At 72.5% G+C, this 19,625-nt stretch carries 21 protein-coding genes and 2 pseudogenes; 20 read left to right on the forward strand and 3 right to left on the reverse strand.

All coding sequences use genetic code 11. The features are described from left to right. Positions 1 to 775 (reverse strand): DNA-methyltransferase (locus tag ACWDR0_RS07655; protein WP_456350737.1); only part of this gene is annotated, 775 nt, incomplete at its 3' end. Positions 776 to 1,313: 538 nt separating this feature from the next. Between ACWDR0_RS07655 and ACWDR0_RS07660 the strand changes: the two genes are divergently transcribed. From ACWDR0_RS07660 to ACWDR0_RS07690, 7 genes are all read left to right on the forward strand, one after another. Then, positions 1,314 to 2,423, forward strand: coding sequence for a C40 family peptidase (locus ACWDR0_RS07660; RefSeq protein WP_456350738.1), 1,110 nt, complete (start codon positions 1,314 to 1,316; stop codon positions 2,421 to 2,423). Positions 2,424 to 2,499: 76 nt separating this feature from the next. Beyond that, complete coding sequence (locus ACWDR0_RS07665; protein WP_040914073.1) at positions 2,500 to 2,808, forward strand: DUF6112 family protein; 309 nt, start codon at positions 2,500 to 2,502, stop codon at positions 2,806 to 2,808. Continuing rightward, the gene (locus ACWDR0_RS07670) at positions 2,808 to 3,524 is read left to right on the forward strand and encodes a hypothetical protein (RefSeq protein ID WP_456350739.1); all 717 of its coding nucleotides are present in this window, start codon (positions 2,808 to 2,810) and stop codon (positions 3,522 to 3,524) included. Before ACWDR0_RS07665 ends, ACWDR0_RS07670 begins: the two co-directional genes overlap by 1 nt. 26 nt (positions 3,525 to 3,550) lie before the next feature. Next, positions 3,551 to 5,107 carry an SCO6881 family protein gene (locus tag ACWDR0_RS07675; protein WP_456350740.1) on the forward strand — a complete coding sequence of 519 codons (1,557 nt, stop codon included), beginning with the start codon at positions 3,551 to 3,553 and terminating at the stop codon, positions 5,105 to 5,107. 88 nt (positions 5,108 to 5,195) lie between these two features. Then, positions 5,196 to 6,665 (forward strand): SCO6880 family protein, encoded by a 1,470-nt coding sequence (locus ACWDR0_RS07680; protein ID WP_456350741.1) that lies wholly within the window; start codon positions 5,196 to 5,198, stop codon positions 6,663 to 6,665. A gap of 19 nt (positions 6,666 to 6,684) precedes the next feature. Beyond that, the gene (locus ACWDR0_RS07685; RefSeq protein ID WP_456350742.1) at positions 6,685 to 7,092 is read left to right on the forward strand and encodes a DUF6238 family protein; all 408 of its coding nucleotides are present in this window, start codon (positions 6,685 to 6,687) and stop codon (positions 7,090 to 7,092) included. A gap of 27 nt (positions 7,093 to 7,119) precedes the next feature. Further along, positions 7,120 to 8,622, forward strand: a complete 1,503-nt coding sequence (locus ACWDR0_RS07690) for an ATP-binding protein (protein ID WP_456350743.1) — start codon at positions 7,120 to 7,122, stop codon at positions 8,620 to 8,622. Positions 8,623 to 8,874: 252 nt separating this feature from the next. Here the strand turns inward: ACWDR0_RS07690 and ACWDR0_RS07695 are convergent, their stop codons facing one another. Next, entirely contained in the window at positions 8,875 to 10,263 is a 1,389-nt protein-coding gene (locus ACWDR0_RS07695) for an isopeptide-forming domain-containing fimbrial protein (RefSeq protein WP_456350744.1), read from the reverse strand. A gap of 586 nt (positions 10,264 to 10,849) precedes the next feature. Here ACWDR0_RS07695 and ACWDR0_RS07700 point away from each other — a divergent pair. From ACWDR0_RS07700 to ACWDR0_RS07755, 12 genes and pseudogenes are all read left to right on the forward strand, one after another. Then, positions 10,850 to 11,164, forward strand: coding sequence for a hypothetical protein (locus ACWDR0_RS07700; RefSeq protein ID WP_456350745.1), 315 nt, complete (start codon positions 10,850 to 10,852; stop codon positions 11,162 to 11,164). Further along, a complete protein-coding gene (locus tag ACWDR0_RS07705) occupies positions 11,134 to 11,607 on the forward strand; it encodes a hypothetical protein (RefSeq protein WP_456350746.1) in 474 nt (157 codons plus the stop codon). The genes ACWDR0_RS07700 and ACWDR0_RS07705 overlap by 31 nt, the downstream gene beginning before the upstream one ends. 36 nt (positions 11,608 to 11,643) lie before the next feature. Further along, entirely contained in the window at positions 11,644 to 12,141 is a 498-nt protein-coding gene (locus ACWDR0_RS07710; protein ID WP_456350747.1) for a hypothetical protein, read from the forward strand. Between the two features lie 27 nt (positions 12,142 to 12,168). Continuing rightward, entirely contained in the window at positions 12,169 to 12,909 is a 741-nt protein-coding gene (locus tag ACWDR0_RS07715) for a hypothetical protein (protein ID WP_456350748.1), read from the forward strand. A gap of 14 nt (positions 12,910 to 12,923) precedes the next feature. Then, positions 12,924 to 13,388: a hypothetical protein gene (locus ACWDR0_RS07720; protein WP_456350749.1), complete on the forward strand. Its 465-nt coding sequence runs from the start codon at positions 12,924 to 12,926 to the stop codon at positions 13,386 to 13,388. Then, positions 13,372 to 13,875 carry a hypothetical protein gene (locus ACWDR0_RS07725; protein WP_456350750.1) on the forward strand — a complete coding sequence of 168 codons (504 nt, stop codon included), beginning with the start codon at positions 13,372 to 13,374 and terminating at the stop codon, positions 13,873 to 13,875. Before ACWDR0_RS07720 ends, ACWDR0_RS07725 begins: the two co-directional genes overlap by 17 nt. A gap of 142 nt (positions 13,876 to 14,017) precedes the next feature. Next, positions 14,018 to 15,748, forward strand: a complete 1,731-nt coding sequence (locus ACWDR0_RS07730) for a type IV secretory system conjugative DNA transfer family protein (protein ID WP_456350857.1) — start codon at positions 14,018 to 14,020, stop codon at positions 15,746 to 15,748. A gap of 129 nt (positions 15,749 to 15,877) precedes the next feature. After that, entirely contained in the window at positions 15,878 to 16,033 is a 156-nt protein-coding gene (locus ACWDR0_RS07735; RefSeq protein ID WP_456350751.1) for a hypothetical protein, read from the forward strand. After that, positions 16,030 to 17,196 carry a DnaB-like helicase N-terminal domain-containing protein gene (locus ACWDR0_RS07740; protein ID WP_456350752.1) on the forward strand — a complete coding sequence of 389 codons (1,167 nt, stop codon included), beginning with the start codon at positions 16,030 to 16,032 and terminating at the stop codon, positions 17,194 to 17,196. The genes ACWDR0_RS07735 and ACWDR0_RS07740 overlap by 4 nt, the downstream gene beginning before the upstream one ends. After that, a complete protein-coding gene (locus ACWDR0_RS07745) occupies positions 17,193 to 17,780 on the forward strand; it encodes a hypothetical protein (protein WP_456350753.1) in 588 nt (195 codons plus the stop codon). The genes ACWDR0_RS07740 and ACWDR0_RS07745 overlap by 4 nt, the downstream gene beginning before the upstream one ends. Next, positions 17,770 to 17,955 (forward strand): annotated as a pseudogene (locus ACWDR0_RS07750) (DNA cytosine methyltransferase); the annotation flags it as partial. The gene ACWDR0_RS07745 and the pseudogene ACWDR0_RS07750, both read left to right, overlap by 11 nt. Positions 17,956 to 18,073: 118 nt before the next feature. Then, positions 18,074 to 18,313: pseudogene (locus tag ACWDR0_RS07755) on the forward strand (DNA cytosine methyltransferase); the annotation flags it as partial. Between the two features lie 341 nt (positions 18,314 to 18,654). Here ACWDR0_RS07755 and ACWDR0_RS07760 read toward each other — a convergent pair. After that, positions 18,655 to 18,924 carry a hypothetical protein gene (locus ACWDR0_RS07760; protein ID WP_456350754.1) on the reverse strand — a complete coding sequence of 90 codons (270 nt, stop codon included), beginning with the start codon at positions 18,922 to 18,924 and terminating at the stop codon, positions 18,655 to 18,657. A 114-nt stretch (positions 18,925 to 19,038) separates the two neighbouring features. On the opposite strand from ACWDR0_RS07760, the gene ACWDR0_RS07765 reads away from it, so the two are divergent. Then, the gene (locus ACWDR0_RS07765) at positions 19,039 to 19,623 is read left to right on the forward strand and encodes a DUF4913 domain-containing protein (protein WP_456350755.1); all 585 of its coding nucleotides are present in this window, start codon (positions 19,039 to 19,041) and stop codon (positions 19,621 to 19,623) included. The last annotated feature ends 2 nt before the right edge of the window (positions 19,624 to 19,625 follow it).

Genomic DNA, 19,625 nt, shown 5'->3' on the forward strand with positions numbered 1-19,625 from the left:
CTGCGCTGAGGGTGCCCGGGAAGACTCCCCGGTGCAGGCTCCATTCCCGGCCCAGCAGCGTGAAGGAGTCCGGCAGGTCGTCACCCACGAGGGCGACTTCGGCGTAGTGGTCGGACAGCTCGATCCCGACGAAGCTCCGGCCCTCCCGCAGGGCGGCGACTCCGGTGGAGCCGGAGCCGGTGAAGGGGTCGAGGACGGTGCCGCCGGGGCGGGCGACCTGGACGAGCTGGCGCATCACCTCGACGGGCTTCTGGGTGATGTGGACCCGGTCCTTGCGGGGCTGGGAGGCGACGTAGTGGCCGGGGAGGTAGAGGTCGCGGGTCTTGTCGAGGGTGCCCTTGACGCCCCAGAGGATGAACTCGGAGTCCTGCTTCGGCCCGCCCTTCCTCGGCCGGGACGCGGGCTTGATCCACGGGATCGTGCCGGACCAGGTCCAGCCCGCCATCTGCAGCGCGTCCGAGGTGGTCGGCTCCTGCCGCCAGTCGGTGAACACCATCACGACGGCGTGCTCGCGGGCGGCCCGGTAGGACTCGGTGAGCAGGTCGGTCAGCCAGGCTCGGTACGAGCGCTGGTCGCGGTTCTCTCCGGGGAAGTTCGCCAGGTCGTGGCCGGCGTCCCCGCTGGTGTACTTGGCGCGGGCCGTGCGGGCGGTGCGCTCCGAGGACGTCCGGCCGCCGGAGTTGTACGGCGGGTCGGTGATGACGGCGTCGACGGACTCGTCGGGCAGGGTCTTCAGGACGGTGAGCGCGTCGCCTCGGTGCAGGGTGTACGGCACGGCGGTTTCTCCTTCGGGAAAGACGGCTGCACGCCCAGCCGCGCGGGGCGGGGAATAGGCGTGGGACCGCTCGGAAACCCGGCGAGGGGTGAGCGGTGCCGCGAACAGTAGCCGTCTTTCCCGGCCGTACCCAATGACGTGATCCGGGGTTCCGGTGTCGTTTGGTGCGGCCGTATTTCCCTCCTACAGTCCCCCTCGTGTTCGCCGCTCCGGGTTCTGGCCTGGGGCCGGTTGAGCTGTGCTGTTGCGTGCTGTCCCGTCCAGAAGGCCGGGGTGCGGCTCTGTTTCGAAGGGGGCTTTCGACATGTGGCGGGTGAGATTACGAGGGCGGCTTGCTGCCGCTTCTGAATGACGGGCCTGGTGTCCGGGAGTTAGCCGCTCCCGGACACTCACCCGGCCCTCTTCTTCTCTTTCTTCTTTGACCCGCCCGATTTCCGGTGACCTTTCGACGAGAAAGCCGGGGCCGGGCGGCCTGCACGCAAGGAGCCGTTATGCGGCATGCCCAGATACGCCCGTCGCCCGGTTCGGCGGGGCGGTCGTGAAGAAGGTCGCGTTGATCGCGGGCGGGGTCGCGCTGGCCCCGCTCCTGCTGATCGCCCCGGTCGCCGTCGCCCTGGTCGGCGCCACCAGCGCCCAGGCCACCTGCGACACCGGTGCGCAGGGTGTGGATACGGGGGCGGTCGCCGCGCAGGTGGAGTCGATCCTGAACGGCGGGGACGGCGGCGGTGTTTCGGTGCCGGGTCTGACCAGCCCGAAGGAGCAGATCCCGCACGCGCGGACGATCCAGGCCACCGGGGTGGCGATGAAGGTCCCCGTCCGCGGGCAGATCGTCGCGCTCGCCACCGCCCTGCAGGAGTCGGGCCTGCGGAACCTGGACTACGGGGACCGGGACTCGCTGGGGCTGTTCCAGCAGCGGCCGTCGATGGGCTGGGGCACCCCGGAGCAGGTCCGGGACCCGGTGTACGCGTCGACCAAGTTCTACGAGGGCCTGCTCAAGGTCTCGGGCTGGGAGTCGATGACTTTGACCCAGGCCGCGCAGGCCGTCCAGCTCTCCGGTTTCCCGGACGCCTACGCGAAGTGGGAGCCGCTGGCCACCGCCCTGCAGAAGGCCATCGCCCCCACCCTGACCGGCGACGAGACCACCGATCCCGGTGCCTCCGCCCCTGGTGGTGGATGTGGTCCCGGCGGGGACGGGTCGGAGTTCGGTCCGATCCCAGCCGGGGTGCTGCCGAAGGGGTACGAGATCCCGTCCGATGCGCCGAAGTCGGTGCAGACGGCGATCCGCTGGGGCCTCGGCGCCCTGGGCACCCCGTACCAGTGGGGCGGCACCTGTGCCGATCCGCGGGGGCAGGACCCGATGGGGCGGTGCGACTGCTCGTCCCTGATGCAGATGGCCTACAAGGCCGGCGGTGTCTCCCTGACCCGGACCACGTATACGCAGGTCAAGGAGGGCAAGGCAGTCAGCGCGAAGGCGCTGAAGCCCGGTGACCTCCTCTTCACCCGGGGCACCGCCCAGGTTCCGGAGCACGTCGGCCTGTTCATCGGCTCGGGTCTGATCCTGCACTCCCCGCGTACCGACGACGTCGTGAAGATCGCCACTCTCGCGGAGTGGCGGCCGGACATCCTTGCCGTCCGCCGCGTCGTCTGACGCCCTCGCGTCACCCTCCCCCTCCCTCTTTCCCTTCCTCTCGGGCATTCGTATGCCCTGAAACAGGAGTTTTGCGGTGAACATCAGCCAGTCGGGGCAGTTCCTGGCCTTCAACCCCGGTATCAAGCCTGCGGACGGCGGTCTGCCGGGCCTGGATGTCCTGAAGGACGTCATCAGCTCGATCAACCTCTTCGGGATCATCGCGGTCGTCGGGGCGCTCGCGGTGTCCGCGCTGGTGTGGGCGTGGGGCCACCACTCCGGCGGCCACCAGGCCGAGGCGAACGGCAAGAAAGGCACCGTCGTCGCCGCCGGGTGCGCGCTGCTGCTGGGCGCGGCGAACGGCATCGTCAGCTTCTTCTCCGCGATGGGCACCCAGGTCAACTGATGCCCACGCACGAGAAGAAACCTTCCTCCCACCGCAGCCCGAGGGGTTCTCTGGTGCCGGGCCCGGGGTCGTCGGTGCTGCACCGGTCCCTGATCGTGGCCGTGGTGCTGGCGCTGCTGACCGGCCTCGCCGGGTTGGTCGCCTTCCTCACCCGCGAGGACGCCCGCGATACGGCGACCCCGGCGTCTGCGCCGGATACGCGGCACTCGGCTCCGCCGGCCCCGGCACCGGTGAAGGTCCCGAAAGGGGGCCAGGTGGCGGCGCCCGTGAGCACGTCCGATCCGGTGGAGTTCGCCAAGGCCGCCGCGAAGGTCCTGTGGTCGTACGACACCCGCCGTCTCTCCCAGGCCGAGCACGTCGCCTGGCTGAAGAAGTGGATGACGACGGAGACGAAGTACGCGGACTGGTCCTCGGTCGCCGACCTGGTGCCGGATCCGGTGCTGTGGTCGCGGATGGGTGACCAGGCCCAGTACGCGACCGCGACGGTCGGCGAGGGGCACTTCCCGCAGGCGTTCAAGTCCGCGCTCGCCGCCGATCCGGGGGCGATCACCGACGCGTACATCTACGCGGTCACGGTCACCGGCCGCCAGTCGATCGCCTGGACCGGCTCCGACAAGGGCACCGGCGCCGAGGCCCGCTCCTCGACGCTCGCCGTCCAGTGCCGCCCCGACCACAACTGCCGCCTCGCGGCCGTCCTGCCCACCACCGCCCCATAAACACCCCGCACGAAAGGAGGTGAACCATGCCTTCAGCATGTGATCTGCCCCTGATGAACACCGTCTGCGACGCCGTCGGCGGCGTGGCGAGTTCGACCGGCCAGGCCATCACGGACGGCATCGGCGCCTGGATCGCCAAGTCCATGGGCGAGATGGCCCAGGCCGCCGCCGACCTCGCCGCCCAGGCCGTGGACAAGACCACCGCCGTCGACCTCAACGCGACCTGGTTCCGCGAGAACTACGAGCTGCTGCTGCCGATCGGCCTCGTCATGATCGTCGGCACCTTCTGTCTCCAGTTGATCCGGGCGGCGTGGCGGCGGGACGAGCGGGCTCTGTTCCAGGCCGTGACCGGCACGGTGGCGGGGGTGTTCTTCGCGTTCGCCGCCATCGCCTGCACCACCATCGCCCTGACCATCGTGGACGCGTTGTCCGCGGGGTTGTTCAAGGCGGCGAACAGCTCCGTCGATGATGCGATCCGCCGTGTCATCAAGGTCAATTCCTACGGGGCGATGTACGGGCTCGGCTGGGGCATCCCCGCGATCGTCGCCCTCGGTGCCACCATCGGCGCCTTCCTCTACTGGGCCGTCATGGTCGCCCGCAAGGTCGGGATCCTGATCTTGGTCACGTTGGCGGTGTTCGCCGGGGCCGGCGGCGGCTGGGAGGTCGCCCGCCGCTGGCGGCGCGGCTGGATCGAGGCCACCAGCTCCCTGATCGTCAGCAAGCTGCTGATGACGATCGTGTTCCTCCTCGGCGTCTCCGCCATGGGCAAGACCGACCCCGCCGACGGGCTCGGAGCCCTCTCCGACGCCATGGCCGGAATCGTGATCATGGTCCTCGTCCTCCTGTGCCCGTACGCGACGTACAAGTTCGTGCACTGGGCGGCCGAGGGCGGCGGGCAGGACGATCTGCACCGCACCGGCGTCGCCGGGGTCGCGGTCGCGGCCGGGGCGGCGAAGACCGCAGGCCAGCTCGCCATGCAGGCCGGGACGGGTATGCCCGCGCCGCAGGGCCCGGCCAAGGTGCCCGGCCAGGGCGCCGGAGGCGTCGCCGCCGGGATCAACCCCGCCGGAGGCAGTAACACCTCGCCGGAGGGGATCAGCGGGGACGAGCCGCCGCAGACCACCTTCCGGTTCGGCGAGGACCCGAACGCCACCGGCGACAAGGGCCAGCCCCTCATCCGCCGCCCCCGGACCGACGGTGACAAGGGCCGACCGCTCATCCAGCGCCCCGGCCAGCCCACCGGCACCGGCGGCTCCACCGGGGGAGCTACCGGAGCGACCAGCACACCGGGCCCCACCGGGACTGCTGCCGCGCCCGTCTCCGGCACGGCTGCCCCGGGTCCCGCACCCGCTGGTCCGGGAACCACCAGCCCAAGCGGGTCGGGCGGTTCGGCGACCGCGCCAGGCCCGGCGCCCACCGGGGCGCCGACCAGCCCTCCGCCGGTGATCCAGGCGGTGTCCACCCCGCCGACCACGCCCCCGCCGGCTCCGCCGGGGCTGAGTCCGCAGGGCGGTACGACCCCGGCCCGCTGGGTCTACCCGCAGCCGCCCACCGGTCTGGGCGGCTCGGGCCCACGGTCCTGACCGGCTGACCGGCATCCCCTGGGGGCGGACCTCTCCGATCCGCCCCCAGGGGGCACCCCTCTCTTCTTCTTGAAGGACGACCCCACCTATGCACCCTGATTCCACGGCTCCCGTCGCTCCGGCCACGGTGAAGTTCCCCCACCGCTCCCGCCGGGGCGTGCTCCTCGGGCTGACCGCGCCGCAGCTCGTCGCCGTCGCCCTGACCGGCCTGCTCCTCCTCGCCGTCCTCATGTCCACCGGCGTCCCCGGCGCACTGAAGCTCATCCCCCTGTGGACCGTGATCCTCGCGGCCGTGTTCGTCCGCTACCGGGGACGCTCGCTCGCCGACTGGGCCCCGATCGCCTGCCGCTACACCCTGCGCCGGGCGAAGGGGCAGCTCGTGTGGCTGACCCGCCCCTCGTCCCGGCCCCGGCGGGAGGGTCTGCTCCACCTCCCGGGCACGGCCGCGTCCCTGCGGGTGGTCACCTCCCCCGACCGGCACACCGGTGCCGTCCACGACCCGCACCAGGGCACTCTGACTGCGGTCGTCCGGGTCTCGTCGCGGGCGTTCGCGCTGCTCGACCCGGCGGCCCAGAACTCGAATGTCGCCGGGTGGGGCCGCACCCTGGCCGCGCTGTCCCGTACCGGGCACATCGCCCGCGTCCAGGTCCTGGAGCGGACGGTCCCTGACTCCGGCGACGCGCTCCAGCGGTACTGGACCGAGCACGGGAACCCCGGCACCCACCTCGCCGGGCCCGTCTACACCGATCTCCTCACCGCCGCCGGGCCCGCGGCGGCACCGCACGAGAGCTACGTCGCCATCGCCCTCGACCTGAAGGCCGCCCGCCGTCTGATCAACCAGGCTGGCGGCGGCTTGACCGGGGCGTTCTCCGTGCTGGCCCAGTTGACCGCGGCGTTCGACCAGTCCGTCCGTAACGCCGGTCTGGTCCCGGGCGGGTGGCTGACCGCGGGCGAGATCGCCGCCGTGATCCGTACCGCCTACGACCCGAAGGCGGGCGCCGCGCTCGACCAGTGGTCCCCGGGTGACCGGGCCCAGGCCGATCCCGCTGCCGCAGGTCCGGTGGTGCTGGTGGAGAAGGCGGACCGGATCGAGACCGATTCGGCCCACCACGCCACGTTCTGGATCGAGAACTGGCCCCGCATCGAAACCGGCGCGGGGTTCTTGCACCAGCTCCTGTTCACCTCCGGGGTCCGCCGCACCCTTTCCCTGACCTACGCGCCGAAGGGTCTCGACGCCGCTTTGAAGGATGTGCAGCGGAAGAAGGCGACGGTCATCGCGGATGCGGCGGAGCGGCAGCGCAAGGGCCAGGTCGACTCCGAGGAGGACAACGTCGAGTACGCGGACATCAAGAACCGCGAACGCGAGCTGATCGCCGGCCACGCCGACGTCGCCCTCACCGGCCTGGTGACCGTGTCCGCGGATACCCCTGAGCAGCTCAACTCCGCGTGCGCGGCGATCGAGACGGCGGCCGTTGCGGCGCTGGTCGATCTGCGCCCGCTGACCTGGCAGCAGGCCGAGGCGTTCACCAACGCCGCGCTCCCCCTCGCCCGCCCGTGACCCGGGGACCGAGATACCGATGCCGACCGACCTGGCGTTCGCCACCGAGGCCCTGGACTTCCACCGGGCGATCACCGTCCCCGACGGCCCGCTCGCCGCCACCCGCCCCGAGCTGGACGCCCTCCACCAGCACTGCCTCGCCCTCTACGCCCTCCTCGACGCCCACACCACCCGCACCACCCCCCTCGACCAAGCCGGAGGCGAGGCCCTCCGGGCGGCACGGGTGCGGATGTGGCAGGCGGCCGAGCACCTGCACACCGCCTGGCACCGCGCCCCCACCACCGACACCGACCGGCTCCTCGTCCGCGGCGGGTGCCGTCCCCGGCTGCCGGTCTGCGGGCGCCACCTGCGGATGTCCGTACGGGTCCGCCGTACCCACACCCCCGCCGAACTACGGGCCCCGTTCACCGGCCCCGACCGCCTCTGAGCCTCTGACCGACCGGAGTACCCACCGATGTCTGTTCGCCCCCGGGCTTCTGCGAGCCTGCTGTTCACTCCCCACCGCGCCGACCGCCGGACCAACCGGCGCGCGAAGGTGGAGTTCACCGCAGCCCAGGCCAAGGCCCGCCACGCCGTCCGCCCCCAGGATCGCCGTACCGCTACCGGGCCGGACCCGGATCTCCAGCCGACGTATCCCTCATCCGGCCGTCCGGGACCGGCCTCCGCCCGCGGCGGGCACCTCAAGCTCCCGGCCCACCGGATGACCACCGCCGTCGCCAGCGGCGCGTACCCCTTCCTCGCCGAGGGCGGGCTCGGCCCCCAGGGGATCTATGTCGGGCAGGACGTCCACGCCGAAGCCAGCTTCTGCTACGACCCCTTCGCTCTCTACGGGCGGCTGGAGGGGTTCACCAACCCGAACATCCTGCTCGCCGGGATCATCGGCATGGGCAAATCCGCCCTCGCCAAGAGCCTGGCTCTGCGGGCAACCGCCTTCGGCTACAAGGTGTATGTCCCCTGCGACCCGAAGGGGGAGTGGACTGTCGTCTCGCGGGAGCTGGGCGGGCAGACCATCGCGCTGGGGCCCGGCCTCCCCGGCCGGCTGAACCCGCTGGACGCGCCGGAGAAGCCGTACGGCATCAGCGACGAGGACTGGACCACCGAGGTCCGCAAACGGCGCCTGCTCCTCCTCGGTTCCCTGGCGAAGACCGTGCTCCGGCGAGAGCTGCACCCGATGGAGCACACCGCCCTGGACATCGCGCTCGACCAGGTCGTCGCCTACACGCAGCAGACGGGGACCACCCCCCTGCTCGGCGACGTCGCCTTCGTTCTTGGCTCGCCCCAGCATCTCGACGCCGCCACCGGCGAATCGTCCGGGCGGCTCGGGCGGGCCGCAGAGGACCTCGCCCACGCCCTCCGGCGCATGATCCACGGTGACCTGGGCGGGATGTTCGACGCGCCCTCCACCGTGCGGTTCGACCCGTCGGCGCCGATGCTCTCCATCGACCTGTCCCGCCTCGGCGGCACCGGCGACGACACGGGGCTGGTGCTGGCGATGACGTGTGCGTCGGCGTGGATGGAGGCGGCGATCTCCGACCCGACCGCCGGGCGGCGTTGGGTGATCTACGACGAGGCGTGGCGGGTGATGCGGCATGTCGCGCTGCTGGAGCGGATGCAGTCCCAGTGGAAACTCTCCCGGGGCCTGGGCATCGCCAACGTCATGGTCATCCACCGGCTGTCCGACCTGCTGACCGCGGGCGAGGCCGGCTCCCGGGGCCGCGCCCTCGCCGAGGGCCTCCTCACCGACTGCTCGACCCGGATCATCTACCGGCAGGAAGCCGACCAGCTCGCCTCCGCCGCCACCCTCCTCGGCCTCACCGGCGTCGAAACCCAGGCCGTCTCCGCACTCACCAAGGGGCGCGGCCTGTGGAAAGTCGCAGGCCGCAGCTTCATCACCCAGCACCTGCTCCACCCGGCCGAACGGCAGTTGTTCGACACGGACGCCCGGATGTCCGCCTGACCCGGGCCCTCTCTGAAGGGGCCGCCATCCTGGGGTCCGATGGCCCCGTCATTCCCTCCCCCGGACGGCGCACTCGTCTGAAGGAGTGGGCACAGGAGTGGGGACCGGTCGTCACCTGGCACCGGGCGACGGGCTGAACACGGTCGCACGGCTCTGACGAGCAGCACGGGTGAGCGGGCGGACACTCGGGACGTGGTTGATGGCCCGGCACCGGGGACCGCCGTCCCGTCACGGAGGTGGGGCCTCTACGGCCTACGCCTGTGTGGTGCAGACGGGTGCGGCGGTGACGCACACGGTGACGCTGTCGGTGTTGTCCGCCTGGTCGGGGTCGTTTTCGCTGCCGGTCACGGTGGTGGTGTTGGTGACCCGGCCGGTGGTGATGGCCTTGGCCCGCAGGGTCAGGGTGGCGGTGGCGCCGTGGGCGAGGGCGCCGACGGCCCATTGACCGGTCGCCAGGTCGTAGGCACCGGTGGAGGATTCGGCCGAGAGGAAGACGAGGGAGGCAGGGAGCCGGTCGGTGACGGTGACGCCGGTCGCCGGGTTGGGGCCGGTGTTGCGGACGATGATCCGGTAGGTCACGGTCTGCCCGACGGTGACGGTGGTCGCGTCGGCGGCCTTGGTCACGGTCAGATCGGCGGCCGGGCGGACTTCGACGGCCGTCTGGTTGGAGGTGGCGGTCAGTTGTTCGGGGGTCGCCGCGAGACGGTTCTCATAGGTGGCCGAGGCCGTGTTGGTGATCCGCCCGCCGCCGCTCGCGGTGTTCACGGTGACCTTGTACTCCACCGTCGTCCCCGCGGGCAGGGCGGCGGTGTTGGCCAGCGCGCCGCCCTGCGTCGAGGACGCCCCGGTGCCGAGCCGGAAGACCACCTTGTTGCCCGTGGCGTCGAAGTTCGCCTGGTCGTCGCCGCTCTGGTCGGACTTCGCGCCGACGTTCGGCCCGTCCACGATGCGCAGGGAGCCCGGCAGGAAGGTGGTGCCGGCCGGGACGGCATCGGTCAGGACGAGGGCCTCGGCCGCGTCGCCGCCGGTGTTCGTCGCCCTGACCCGGTAGGTGAGGACACTGCCGACCTCCACCGGGCCCGCCGGGGAGACGGTCTTCTCCAGGACCACGGCCGGGGCGGTCCCGAAGAAGACCCCGTCCAGGAAGTTCCCGACCGCCGGGCCCCCGACGGAGGAGACGGAGCGGAAGGCGAACCGGGTCAGGGTCTGGCCCGCAGGGACCGTGTAGGTCCCGGTGTAGAAGCCCCAGGCGGTGGTGCCATCGCTGAAGGTCTGCTGCTGGACCACGGCCCCCGGGGCACCGATGTCCAGCGCCATGACATCCGTGCCCGCCCGCCCCCGGTGGTACAGCTTCCAGTAAAGCCTGGTCCCCGGCGTGGTCGGCAGATCCTGGTAGAGCGTGGACACCTGATACGCGTTCAGCTCGGCGAACTGGGAGCCCACGGCCGACGGTACGCCGCTGAAGCCGGAGCGCCACAGCTCGATCAGATGGTCGGTCGCGGTGGTGATCCAGCCGGGAACCTTCCTCGCCTGCGACTGGGTCGAGTCCGGCAGGATTTCGAAGCCGGAGTTGAGGACCGGCTCCTCGAAGCCGCCGTTGACCAGGGCGACCCGGAGCGGAGTGGTGGGAGGTGTGGTCATTACTCTTCCCCTTGATCGGTGCTGCTGGGGGTGCGTCCGGACGCCCGGACCACGGCCACGGCGGATCCGGGACCGATGGTGGATCAGAGCACAGTCGGATAAGTACGAAAAGCGACGCTGACAGCTCCTCGCCAAACCACCCGCACCGGGTTTAACGGACGGCTTCGCCGATGCCGTCGCGCAACCCTCTCCTTTCGTGTTTCACCCCCGTCACACCAGGCGCACCTCTGACTGTCGTCGCTCTCTCAAGCGCCCGAAAACATCGCCGCGCCCCTCCCTGAGCGCCCCTCGAAAGAGTGGTTTGCCGAACATCGGGCCGGTTCGGGAGCGCACCCCGCCAAGACCGAGACCCCAAGACCCCGGAGGGGCGGGGGTCACGCTCGCCCACTCACCCCGGACCAGACTCTCCTCGCCCGCACCAACCCTGTCGCCCATGCCCTCGACCGGGGGCGCACCGGATCGGCGCGGGGGCCGGGGCCGCTAACCCAAAATCCCCGGCACCGCCAAATCGGCGTCCCGGCCCGATCATCGGGCTCCCCGTGCCGGACTCCCGGCCGGGGAGGTCGCTGCCGAGGAGTGGGTGCTGGTGATGCGGTTGGAGCCCGATGTGGCCTTCGGGGCGCATCCGGAGTTCGGGGTGGTGGCGGAGACGGCGGACGAGCGGCCGTTCCTGGCCGAGGTCCTGCGCCGTCACCGGTTCGCCTACAGCGACCGTCTGCGGCTGTGGCAGCTTGCATCCGGGACTCCGTTCAACACGGCGCTGCGGATGGTGGCGTCGGCGTCGCGGGAGTTCCAGGACACGGGGCTGGCGGTGGTCGCCGACCCGAGGGTGATGCTCCCGCCGGCGGCCCCGGCCGAGGACGGGGCGCGGTGCGGGAGCCGCTGCCGGGGCTGTCGCTGACCGCGGTGAGTGCCGAACTGTCCGGGCTGGTGCGGGCGGTGGATGTCGCCGATGCCCTGGATCCGGTCCTGGACGAGGACCACGGGGTCTTCGCCGGGCTGGAGGACGTCTTCGCCTCGGCGGCGGGGTGGTGCGAGCGGCTCGGCACCGAGCACGGGCGGGAGCTGGCCGGGGAACTGCGGGCCGGTGTGCACCAGGTGGTCACGCTCGGCGAGCGGCTCCTCGACGTCCAGCTCTCGCTCGCGGTGATGCCGGACGCCCTCCCGCAGAACGCCCCGGCGCAGACGGTGGAGCGGTCCGCGGAGCCGGTGGTCGCCCACGCCGAGCGGGCCCGTGCCGCCGTCGCCGTCTCCTCCCGCCACCCGTTCACCCCAGTGCCGCCCACGGGCACGGCTGCCCTGTCGCTCCGGCAGGCGGCGCCCGCGCCGGGCCGTGCCCGCTGACCCCCTTCCCTTTCTCGTTCGACAAGGAGCACGTTCATGGCAGTCAAGACCGTCTGGCCCGTTGACCATGCCTGCGGGCACAGCGTCGATGCCGACCTCTCCGCCCGTCGGGCCGATCAGCGGGTGGGGTATGCCCGGTGGCTGGCCGGGCGGGACTGTACCGCCTGCTGGCAGGCCACCCGTACCCGGGACGCTGAGGCCACCGCGTCCTGGCTGGCCGGGCAGCGGGCCGCCGAGGCGGAGGCTGCACAGGTGTGGGAGGTGGAGTTCCGGATGCCGCCGCTGGAGGGCGGCGAGCGTGCGATGGCCTGGGGTGCGCGGTGTCGCCATCAGCTCGTCACCGCCGCGTACGCCGTCCTCGTCACCGAGGGCGAGATGGCCGAGGCGGAGTGGGCGGTGGTGGAGGACGCGGTGCGGCCGGTGACACGTGCCGGTTGGTGGATCAACCAGCGCGATGCCGAACCGGCGGATCTCCCGGAGCTGCTGGCCGCCGCCGGCGGAGCCGACCGGCCCACCGAGAACCCCCACTTCTGACCCTGCCCTTCACCCCTGGAGTCCTTGATGTCCGAGTCCGAGCAGCCGCATGTGGTGATCGTCCGTGAGCGGGGCGGCAATGTCGCCGCCATCCCCAGCGGTGGGTTCGCGCGGGCCGAGCACGGTGTCCTGGCCGTGGAGATGCTGCGGCACGCCGGGTTCATCGACGACCACAGCCCTCTCACCCGGAAGTACCGGCTGCACTGGGACATGGGCCGGGAGTACGAGAACCGGCAGGCCACCTCGGCGGCGAAGATGCTCACCGCGGCCGATTTCCGGGTCGACCTCGACCCCACCCTCGACACCGACCGGCTCACCACCCCCTCCGACCCCACCGGCCGTCGTGTCCTCGGGCAGCAGCTCCTGCGCCTGACCGACCAGCTCGCCGCCGCCCGGTCTCCGACGGAGGCAGCCGATCTCGCGGAGCACGTCCTCGACCCGCACGACGGGGTCCTGGTGCGGCTGTCGCAGTTCTTGGAGACCGCCGTCGAGGTCGTCAGGGACGTCGGCGCCGACGACGGCTGGGAAGTGGCGGACACGTTCGAGGCCACCGCCGAAGCACTCACCACGATCTCCGACGACCTGGACGAAACCGCCGCAGAGCTGCGCTCCCTGGACTCCGGTGATGCCGCCCCGGAGTGGCGGGCCCAGGTGACCGGGTACTACGCCACCGCCCCGGCCAGGGCTGCGGCCCCGCCCTCCGGTGAAACCCGGCCCGCGGTGAACCCCGGGCCCGCTCCGGGCCGTATCGCACCCCGCTCCCGCTGACCAGGAGGTACAGCATGACCACCGTCCCGCCCCCGGCCACCAACGCCGCCGGACTCGCCAACAACGCCCTGGCCTCCTTGATCGGCCGCCTGCTAGCGGAGGAGGAGACGAGCACGGTCGCCGCCGAGGTGCGGCCGTTCTTCGAACCCGAGGGCGGGGTACTGGGCAAGGCGGCCTCCGTCCTGTGGGCCGTCGGGGAGCACGCCCAGTCCCTGATCGTGTCCATGGCCGAGAGTGATCCGGCCTACCGGCTCTGGCACCAACTGGCCTCCGCAGCCGAACATCTGGGCGATCTCCAGACCGAACTCGCCGCCACCGCGGACACCCTCCATGCCCTGACCACCGGCCAGGGACCGGGGCTGTGGGAAGCCGCCCGCGCCCAGTCCCCTGCCCTCGGCGGCCGGACCGTCTCCCCCTCGCCAGCTGCCCCGCCGGCCTCCGCACCGTCCACCGTCCCGGACCGTGGCCGGACCCGGTGACCACCCTGTTTCTTCGCTGAAAGGTTCCTGCGTTTCCTTCCGCCATGAGGCGTCCGGCACCGATGCCGCGATCTACCGCAAGCCCCTGAGCAGCGAGGTGATCGCCGACGCCACCGATCCTCTCGCCCACCAGGTCCTGCGGGAGTGCGGGTTCACCGAGAACTCGGTGCCGCCGCTGTATGTGTGGCACGAGCTGCCCGAGGGCTTCTCTGTCGAGGAGGAGAGGATCCGGTCCATCCGTGCGGCGGTTCTCCTGCGGGCCGCTGGGTTCGACGCCGGCCTCGATCCGGACCTGTTCTCCGAGTCGGCGTACCGGGCCGTGCTGAACGAGGTCCGTACCAGCCGCGCCGACCGGAGCGCGGCGGCCACCGCCGCCTCCCCAGCCGCGTCCAACCGCGCTCCTGCCGTTCCGGAGCGGACCGCGTCTGCGACGGCCCGCCCGGCCACCACCATGGCCTCTTCCTCTTCCGTTCCTTGCCGCCGCTGAAGGAGTCCGCCGTGTTCGTGATCACCAGAGCCCCGGGCCGTCCCCGCCCCGCCGCCCGTCCGCCCGCTCCGTCTGGGACCGCTCTGTGTCTTCTTCTCGTCCTCCCTCGGCCACCACCGGGACCGACTTCCTGCTCTACCTGATGCTCGGCGCCGCCGCGCTCGGCATGGGCGCCGGAACGCTCGGTTGGCTGTTCGGCAATCTCGCCAACCTCCTCGTCGGCACGGGTGCCTGGGTCCCCTACGACCCGGCCGCCGCCCTGCTCCGTCCCGAGGAGGTATGGCCCGGCCTGCCCACGGCCGCGATCGTCGCCGGGTGCCGGGGCCTTCCCGCCCTCGCCCTGTTCACCGGCGGGTTCGTCGGCGCGAAGCTCTGGCTGCGCTGGCGCGGCGGCACCAGCGGCCTCGCCACCGCCCGGGACCTGGCGATCCTGCTGCCCAAGGAGAGCGCGGCAAAGGCCATCGGGCTCCGGCCCAGTCTGAAGGGCACGGCCCCGAAGGACGTGGCGCCGGACGACCGGGGCGTCCTGCTCGGCACCCTGAAGCCGGGGCGGGCGGAGGTACGTTCCTCGTGGGAGGACGTACTGCTGGCGATCATGGCCCCGCGTTCCGGGAAGACGTCCGGTCTGGCGATCCCGGCGATCCTGCGGGCCCCCGGCCCGGTGCTGCTGACCTCCAACAAGGCCGCGAACGACGCCTTCACCGCCACCGCCACGGCGCGGGCCGAGGTGGGCACCGTGTGGACGCTGGACCCGCAGCAGATCGCCCACGCACCTCGGGAGATGTGGTGGGACATCCTCGCCGACGCCCACGATCTCGCCGGGGCCCGCCGGCTGGCCGGGCACTTCGTCACGGCCTCGGTCGATGAGTCGTCCGCGGGAGACTTCTGGTCGACAGCCGCCGCGAACACCCTGACCGCACTGTTCCTGGCGGCGGCGAACGACGGGCGGCCGATCACCGATGTCCTGGCCTGGCTCGCCTCGCCCGCCGACCGTACCCCGGTCGATCTCCTGCACGACGCCGGTTTGGACGCGGTCGCCGCCCAGCTTCAGGGCACCGTGGCCGGCGCCGTCGAAACCCGCGACGGGATCTACGAGACCGCCCGCCAGTACGCGAGCTGCCTGCTCGATCCGGAGATCGCCGCCTGGGTCACCCCGCCCCGCCGCAGCGAGCGGATCGCCGAGTTCCGTCCCGAGGCATTCGCCGCCAGCCGCGACACCCTGTTCCTGCTGTCGAAGGACGGCGGCGGCTCCGCGTCGGCGATCATCGCCGCCGCCGCTGACGCGGTGATGCGGGCGGCGGTGATCCAGGCCGAGCGCGACGGCGGACGCCTCGACCCCTGCCTGCTCGCGATCCTGGACGAGGCCGCCAACGTGTGCAAGATCCAGGATCTGCCCGACCTCTACTCCCACCTGGGGTCCCGTGGCGTGATCCCGATAACGATCTTGCAGTCCTACCGGCAGGGGGTGCGGGTCTGGGGCGAGAGCGGCATGGACGCCCTGTGGTCCGCGGCGACGGTCAAGCTCATCGGCTCCGGCATCGACGACGCCGACTTCGCCGACAAGCTCTCGCGCTTGGTCGGCGATCACGACGTCCGCACGGTCTCGGTGTCCACCAGCGAGTCGGGCAAGTCGACATCCGTGTCGATGCGGCAGGAGCGGGTCCTGCCCGCAGACGCGATCCGCGCGCTCCCGAAGGGCTCGGCGCTGCTGCTGGCCACCGGCATCCGCCCCGCCCTCCTCGACCTGAAGCCCTGGTACAAGGAGCTGGACGCCGCCCGGCACGGCGCGGCCTCCGCAGCGGCGACGGCCGGGATCACCGAGCGGGCCCTCGCCAAGACCCTCGGCCGCAGCGAGCTGGGGCCCGCCGCATGAACACCCAGCTCCAGTACGGCCGGTGGAGACGGACTCCCACCACCGCGCCCCTTCCCTCGTGTCTCTTCTCCTGGAGTCCTCGTGCCCTCCCCTTCTTCCCGTTCCGGTCCACTGGGTGATGCCCCGGTCGTGCGCCACAGCGGTGAGTGGTGGCTCACCGCCCCCATCCTCTCCCTGCGGGTCGATGACCCCCTGTTCGCCGGGGATCTGGACCGGTTCGCCGCCGATCTCGCCGACGCCCAGCAGGCCGTCGCTGCCCTCCGCTCCCGCCGGGGCCCGGCGTGAACCCGCTGCACCGGGCCGAGCAAGCCGTGCTCGGCGCTGTGTTCCTCGACCCCGGCCAGCTTGAACGGCTCTCCCCGTGGCTGCGGCCGGAGCACCTCTACCGGCCCGCCCACCAGGCCCTCTATGCCTCCGCCCTCGCCCTGCGGGAGCGCGGCCACCCGGGGAGCACGGCGGCGGCCGGGTCGGTGCCGGTGTCCTGGGTGGCCGACGCGGTGACCGAGGCCGGCACCCGCACCCGGGGCGTGACGGCCTCGTACGCGCACCAGCTCGTCGCCGCCTGCCCCCGCCCGGAACACGCCGTGGTGTACGGGCGGATGGTGCTGGAGGGCGCCATCCACCGCACGGTCGCCGAGCACGCCGTCCGGCTCCACCAGGCCGCCCGCGCCGACACCGTCCGCGGCGGCGCCGAGGAAACCCTCCTCCGTGCCGACGCCCTTGCCACCGTGCTGGCCGATCTCGCCCGCCGCTGGGGCACCGACCCTCGGCCCGTCCCACCCCCGGCCCAACCGGAACCGGCACCCCGGGCGACCGCGGTGGCGGACGGAGATCTCCTCGCGGACGAGGAGTTCCTGCTGGCCTGCCTCGCCGCCCGCCCGGACCAGCTCGACGCGGTCGTCGGCTGGCTCCGGCCGGGCGACTTCGCGGACCCGGGGCATCAGCAGCTCTACCGGGCGCTCGGGGCCCTGCACCACCGGGGCGAGCCCGTCGACCAGCTCACCGTGCTGTGGGAGGTCCAGCGGCGCGGCGCCCTCACCAGCGGTTCCCTCGACACCGAACGGGTCCTCACGGTCTGCGACCCGCTCGCGGTCGCCGGGTCCGCGGAGCACTTCGGCGAACAGGTCATCGGCGCGGCCCCGGTTCGTACGGCAGCCGAGTCCGCCCGGCAGATCCGGGCCCTGGCCGAGGACGCGGCCCTTCCGGCGGGGCGGCTGATCGGGCACGCCCTGCACGCCCTGGGCCCGCTGGACGCGGTCCGCCGGCGGTGGCACACCGCCCGCACCAGCCCCGTACCCGAGAAGGCACCCGGTCCGGCGCGGTCGGCGCCCGGCCGCGCGGAGGCGGCGCGTGCCCGCAGCCGCCCCCGCCGCACCAACACACCCTCCCCGGCTGCCGCTCCGGTCCGCACTGCCCCCACCCGCACCTCCCGACGGAGCCCCGCATGAACGACCTCACCGGGCGGGCCGCCCTGGAGAGGGACGAGCTGTACGCGCTGGCCGACGAGGCCGAGGAACTCGGCGAGGAGATCACCGTCCCGGGTTCCCTCGCCGGTCTCCCGGACCTGGTCACCGCCTCCCAGGAACTCACCGCGCTGAACAGCCTGGTCAACGATCTGTCCGACCACGTCATGCACCGGACCGCTCTCGGTACCCCCGGGCCCGAACAGGCAGCGGCAGTCCAGGGCTGCACCGCCGCCGCCGAGCACGCAGGGCAGGCGGTGGCGAACTTCACCCGCGCCTACAGCCAGCTCGGCCAGCTCCACCACCGCGCCGCAACCCTCCCGGCCGCGAACACCCACGCGACCTTCCGCCTGCTCCGCCACCACCTGGAACTGTCCCGGGAAAACCTCGACTCCGCCGCCCTGGAGCTGCGGACCGCGGCGGACACGATCGACCGACCCCTGCCCCAGGTCAGCGCCGCGCTCAGCCGCTCGACCCAGCCGGCGCCCCCGGCCCGCCCCGAACACCGTGGCATCCCGGGCACCTGGGCCTTCCTCCCACCCCCGTCGGCACCCCGCCATGCACGCTGAACCGGTGCCGTCGGGCGAGCGGCTGATCGGGAGCCTGTGCTCCGGGTACGGCGGCCTGGACCTGGGCGTCCAGACGGTCCTCGGCGGCCGGCTCGCCTGGCACGCCGACACCGACCCCGGGGCGTCGAAGATCCTGGCCCGGCACTGGCCCGGGGTGCCGAACCTCGGCGACATCTCGACGGTGAACTGGGCAACGGTTCCGGAAGTCTGCGTCCTCACGGCCGGTTTCCCCTGTCAAAGACGTCTCCGTCGCCGGTCGCCGGGCCGGACTGTCCGCGGGCACCCGGTCCGGTCTGTGGCACCACGTCGCCCGCGCCCTCGCAGCCCTCCGACCCTGTCTGGTGGTGATCGAGAATGTCCGGGGGCTCCTCACCTCCCCCGCCGCCCCCACCTCTGGCGAGCTGGAACCCTGCCCGTGGTGTCTGGGAAACCATGCAGGTCAGCCTGCTGTGCGGGCACTCGGTGCCGTACTCGGCTCCCTGGCCGACCTCGGGTTCGATGCGCGCTGGCGCGTGCTTCGCGCCTCCGACGTCGGCGGACCCCACCGCCGCGAGCGGGTCTTCCTCACCGCCTGGCCCCGGGGCACCGCTGTTGAAGACGCCGACCAGCAACATCGGGAAGAACGGGGGCAGCCAGCACCCGGCGAAGAGGAAGCAGGGCGGGCACGGTCCGAATCTCGCGGACGAGGTGGAGTGGCTGCTGCCGACCCCGAAGGCGTCGGACGGGATCAAGGGCTCGCCGAACCAGCGGCACGGCAACGGCGACCTGACGCTTCCCTCGGCTGCGGCCCGACTGCTGCCGGCTCGGGGAACGAGCGGCCCCGGTGCCCCGAGCCCGGTGCCCCGGGCCCGGTCGGCGGTGGCCTTGACCCTGTTCACCGGGACGGACAGGGGTGGGGACCGTACACCGCCGCCGTCACCCGATGGGAGAACGCCACCCGCCCGGCACCGCCGCCGACGGACGGCGCGGGCCGTCTGAGTCCGGCGTTCGTGGAGTGGATGCAGGGCCTCACACCCGGCTGGGTCACCGCCACCCCGGCCTCGGACGGCCTGCGCAGCTCACCGCGCTCGGCAACGGCGTCGTCCCCCAACAGGCCGCCCGCGCGGTCGAACTCCTCGCCCCGCCCCTGGGCCACTGCGTCCACGGGGCGGGGTGAAAGGCCCCTCTACCCCGGGGTTCCCAGCCGGGCCAAACCGGGATTCATCCGGACCATCGGCAGCCCAACACCCTTCCGATCCGCGAAAAGTGAGGGCTGCCGATGTCCGAACCACTCCCCGACGAGCCGGTCCGTGTCGCGGACCACGACCTGAACGACCTGGTCTCCACCATGAACCGGCTCGTGACCGAGACCCAGCGGCAGGGCGAGACCATCGCCCGCCTCACCGGCGAGTACGACGGCGCAGGCGCCGAGGAGGGCCCCGGCCCGGCCGGTCCCTCCACTGAGGACACCCCGGCCGAGCCGGAGGGCCCGTCCTCGATCTTCATCCTGGCGCTGGCCGGGACGGCGTACGAGGAAGAACTCAAGGCCCTCGGAATCTGGGTGGAGCGGCTGCTGCTTCCGGTCTACGGGCGGGAGATCACCACCGGTCGCCCGTGGTGCTTCGAGTGGCGCGAGCACCCCGAGGCCATCGCCCGGCTCCACGGCCTGTGGCTGGCGTGGCAGCAGTTCACCGACACCGAGGCAGGGCTGGCGGGGCCTGCGACCTGGCACCGCGACCACCTCGACCCGACCTGGCTCCAGCTCCGCGCCCCCGACGGTCCCTTCGGGGCCTGCACCACCAGCCCGGCCCGGCGCAGCCACCGGCTGCTGGCCACGCCCGGCGACGGGGTGGAGGTGAACTGACC

The organism is Streptomyces sp. NPDC003691, from assembly GCF_053981115.1.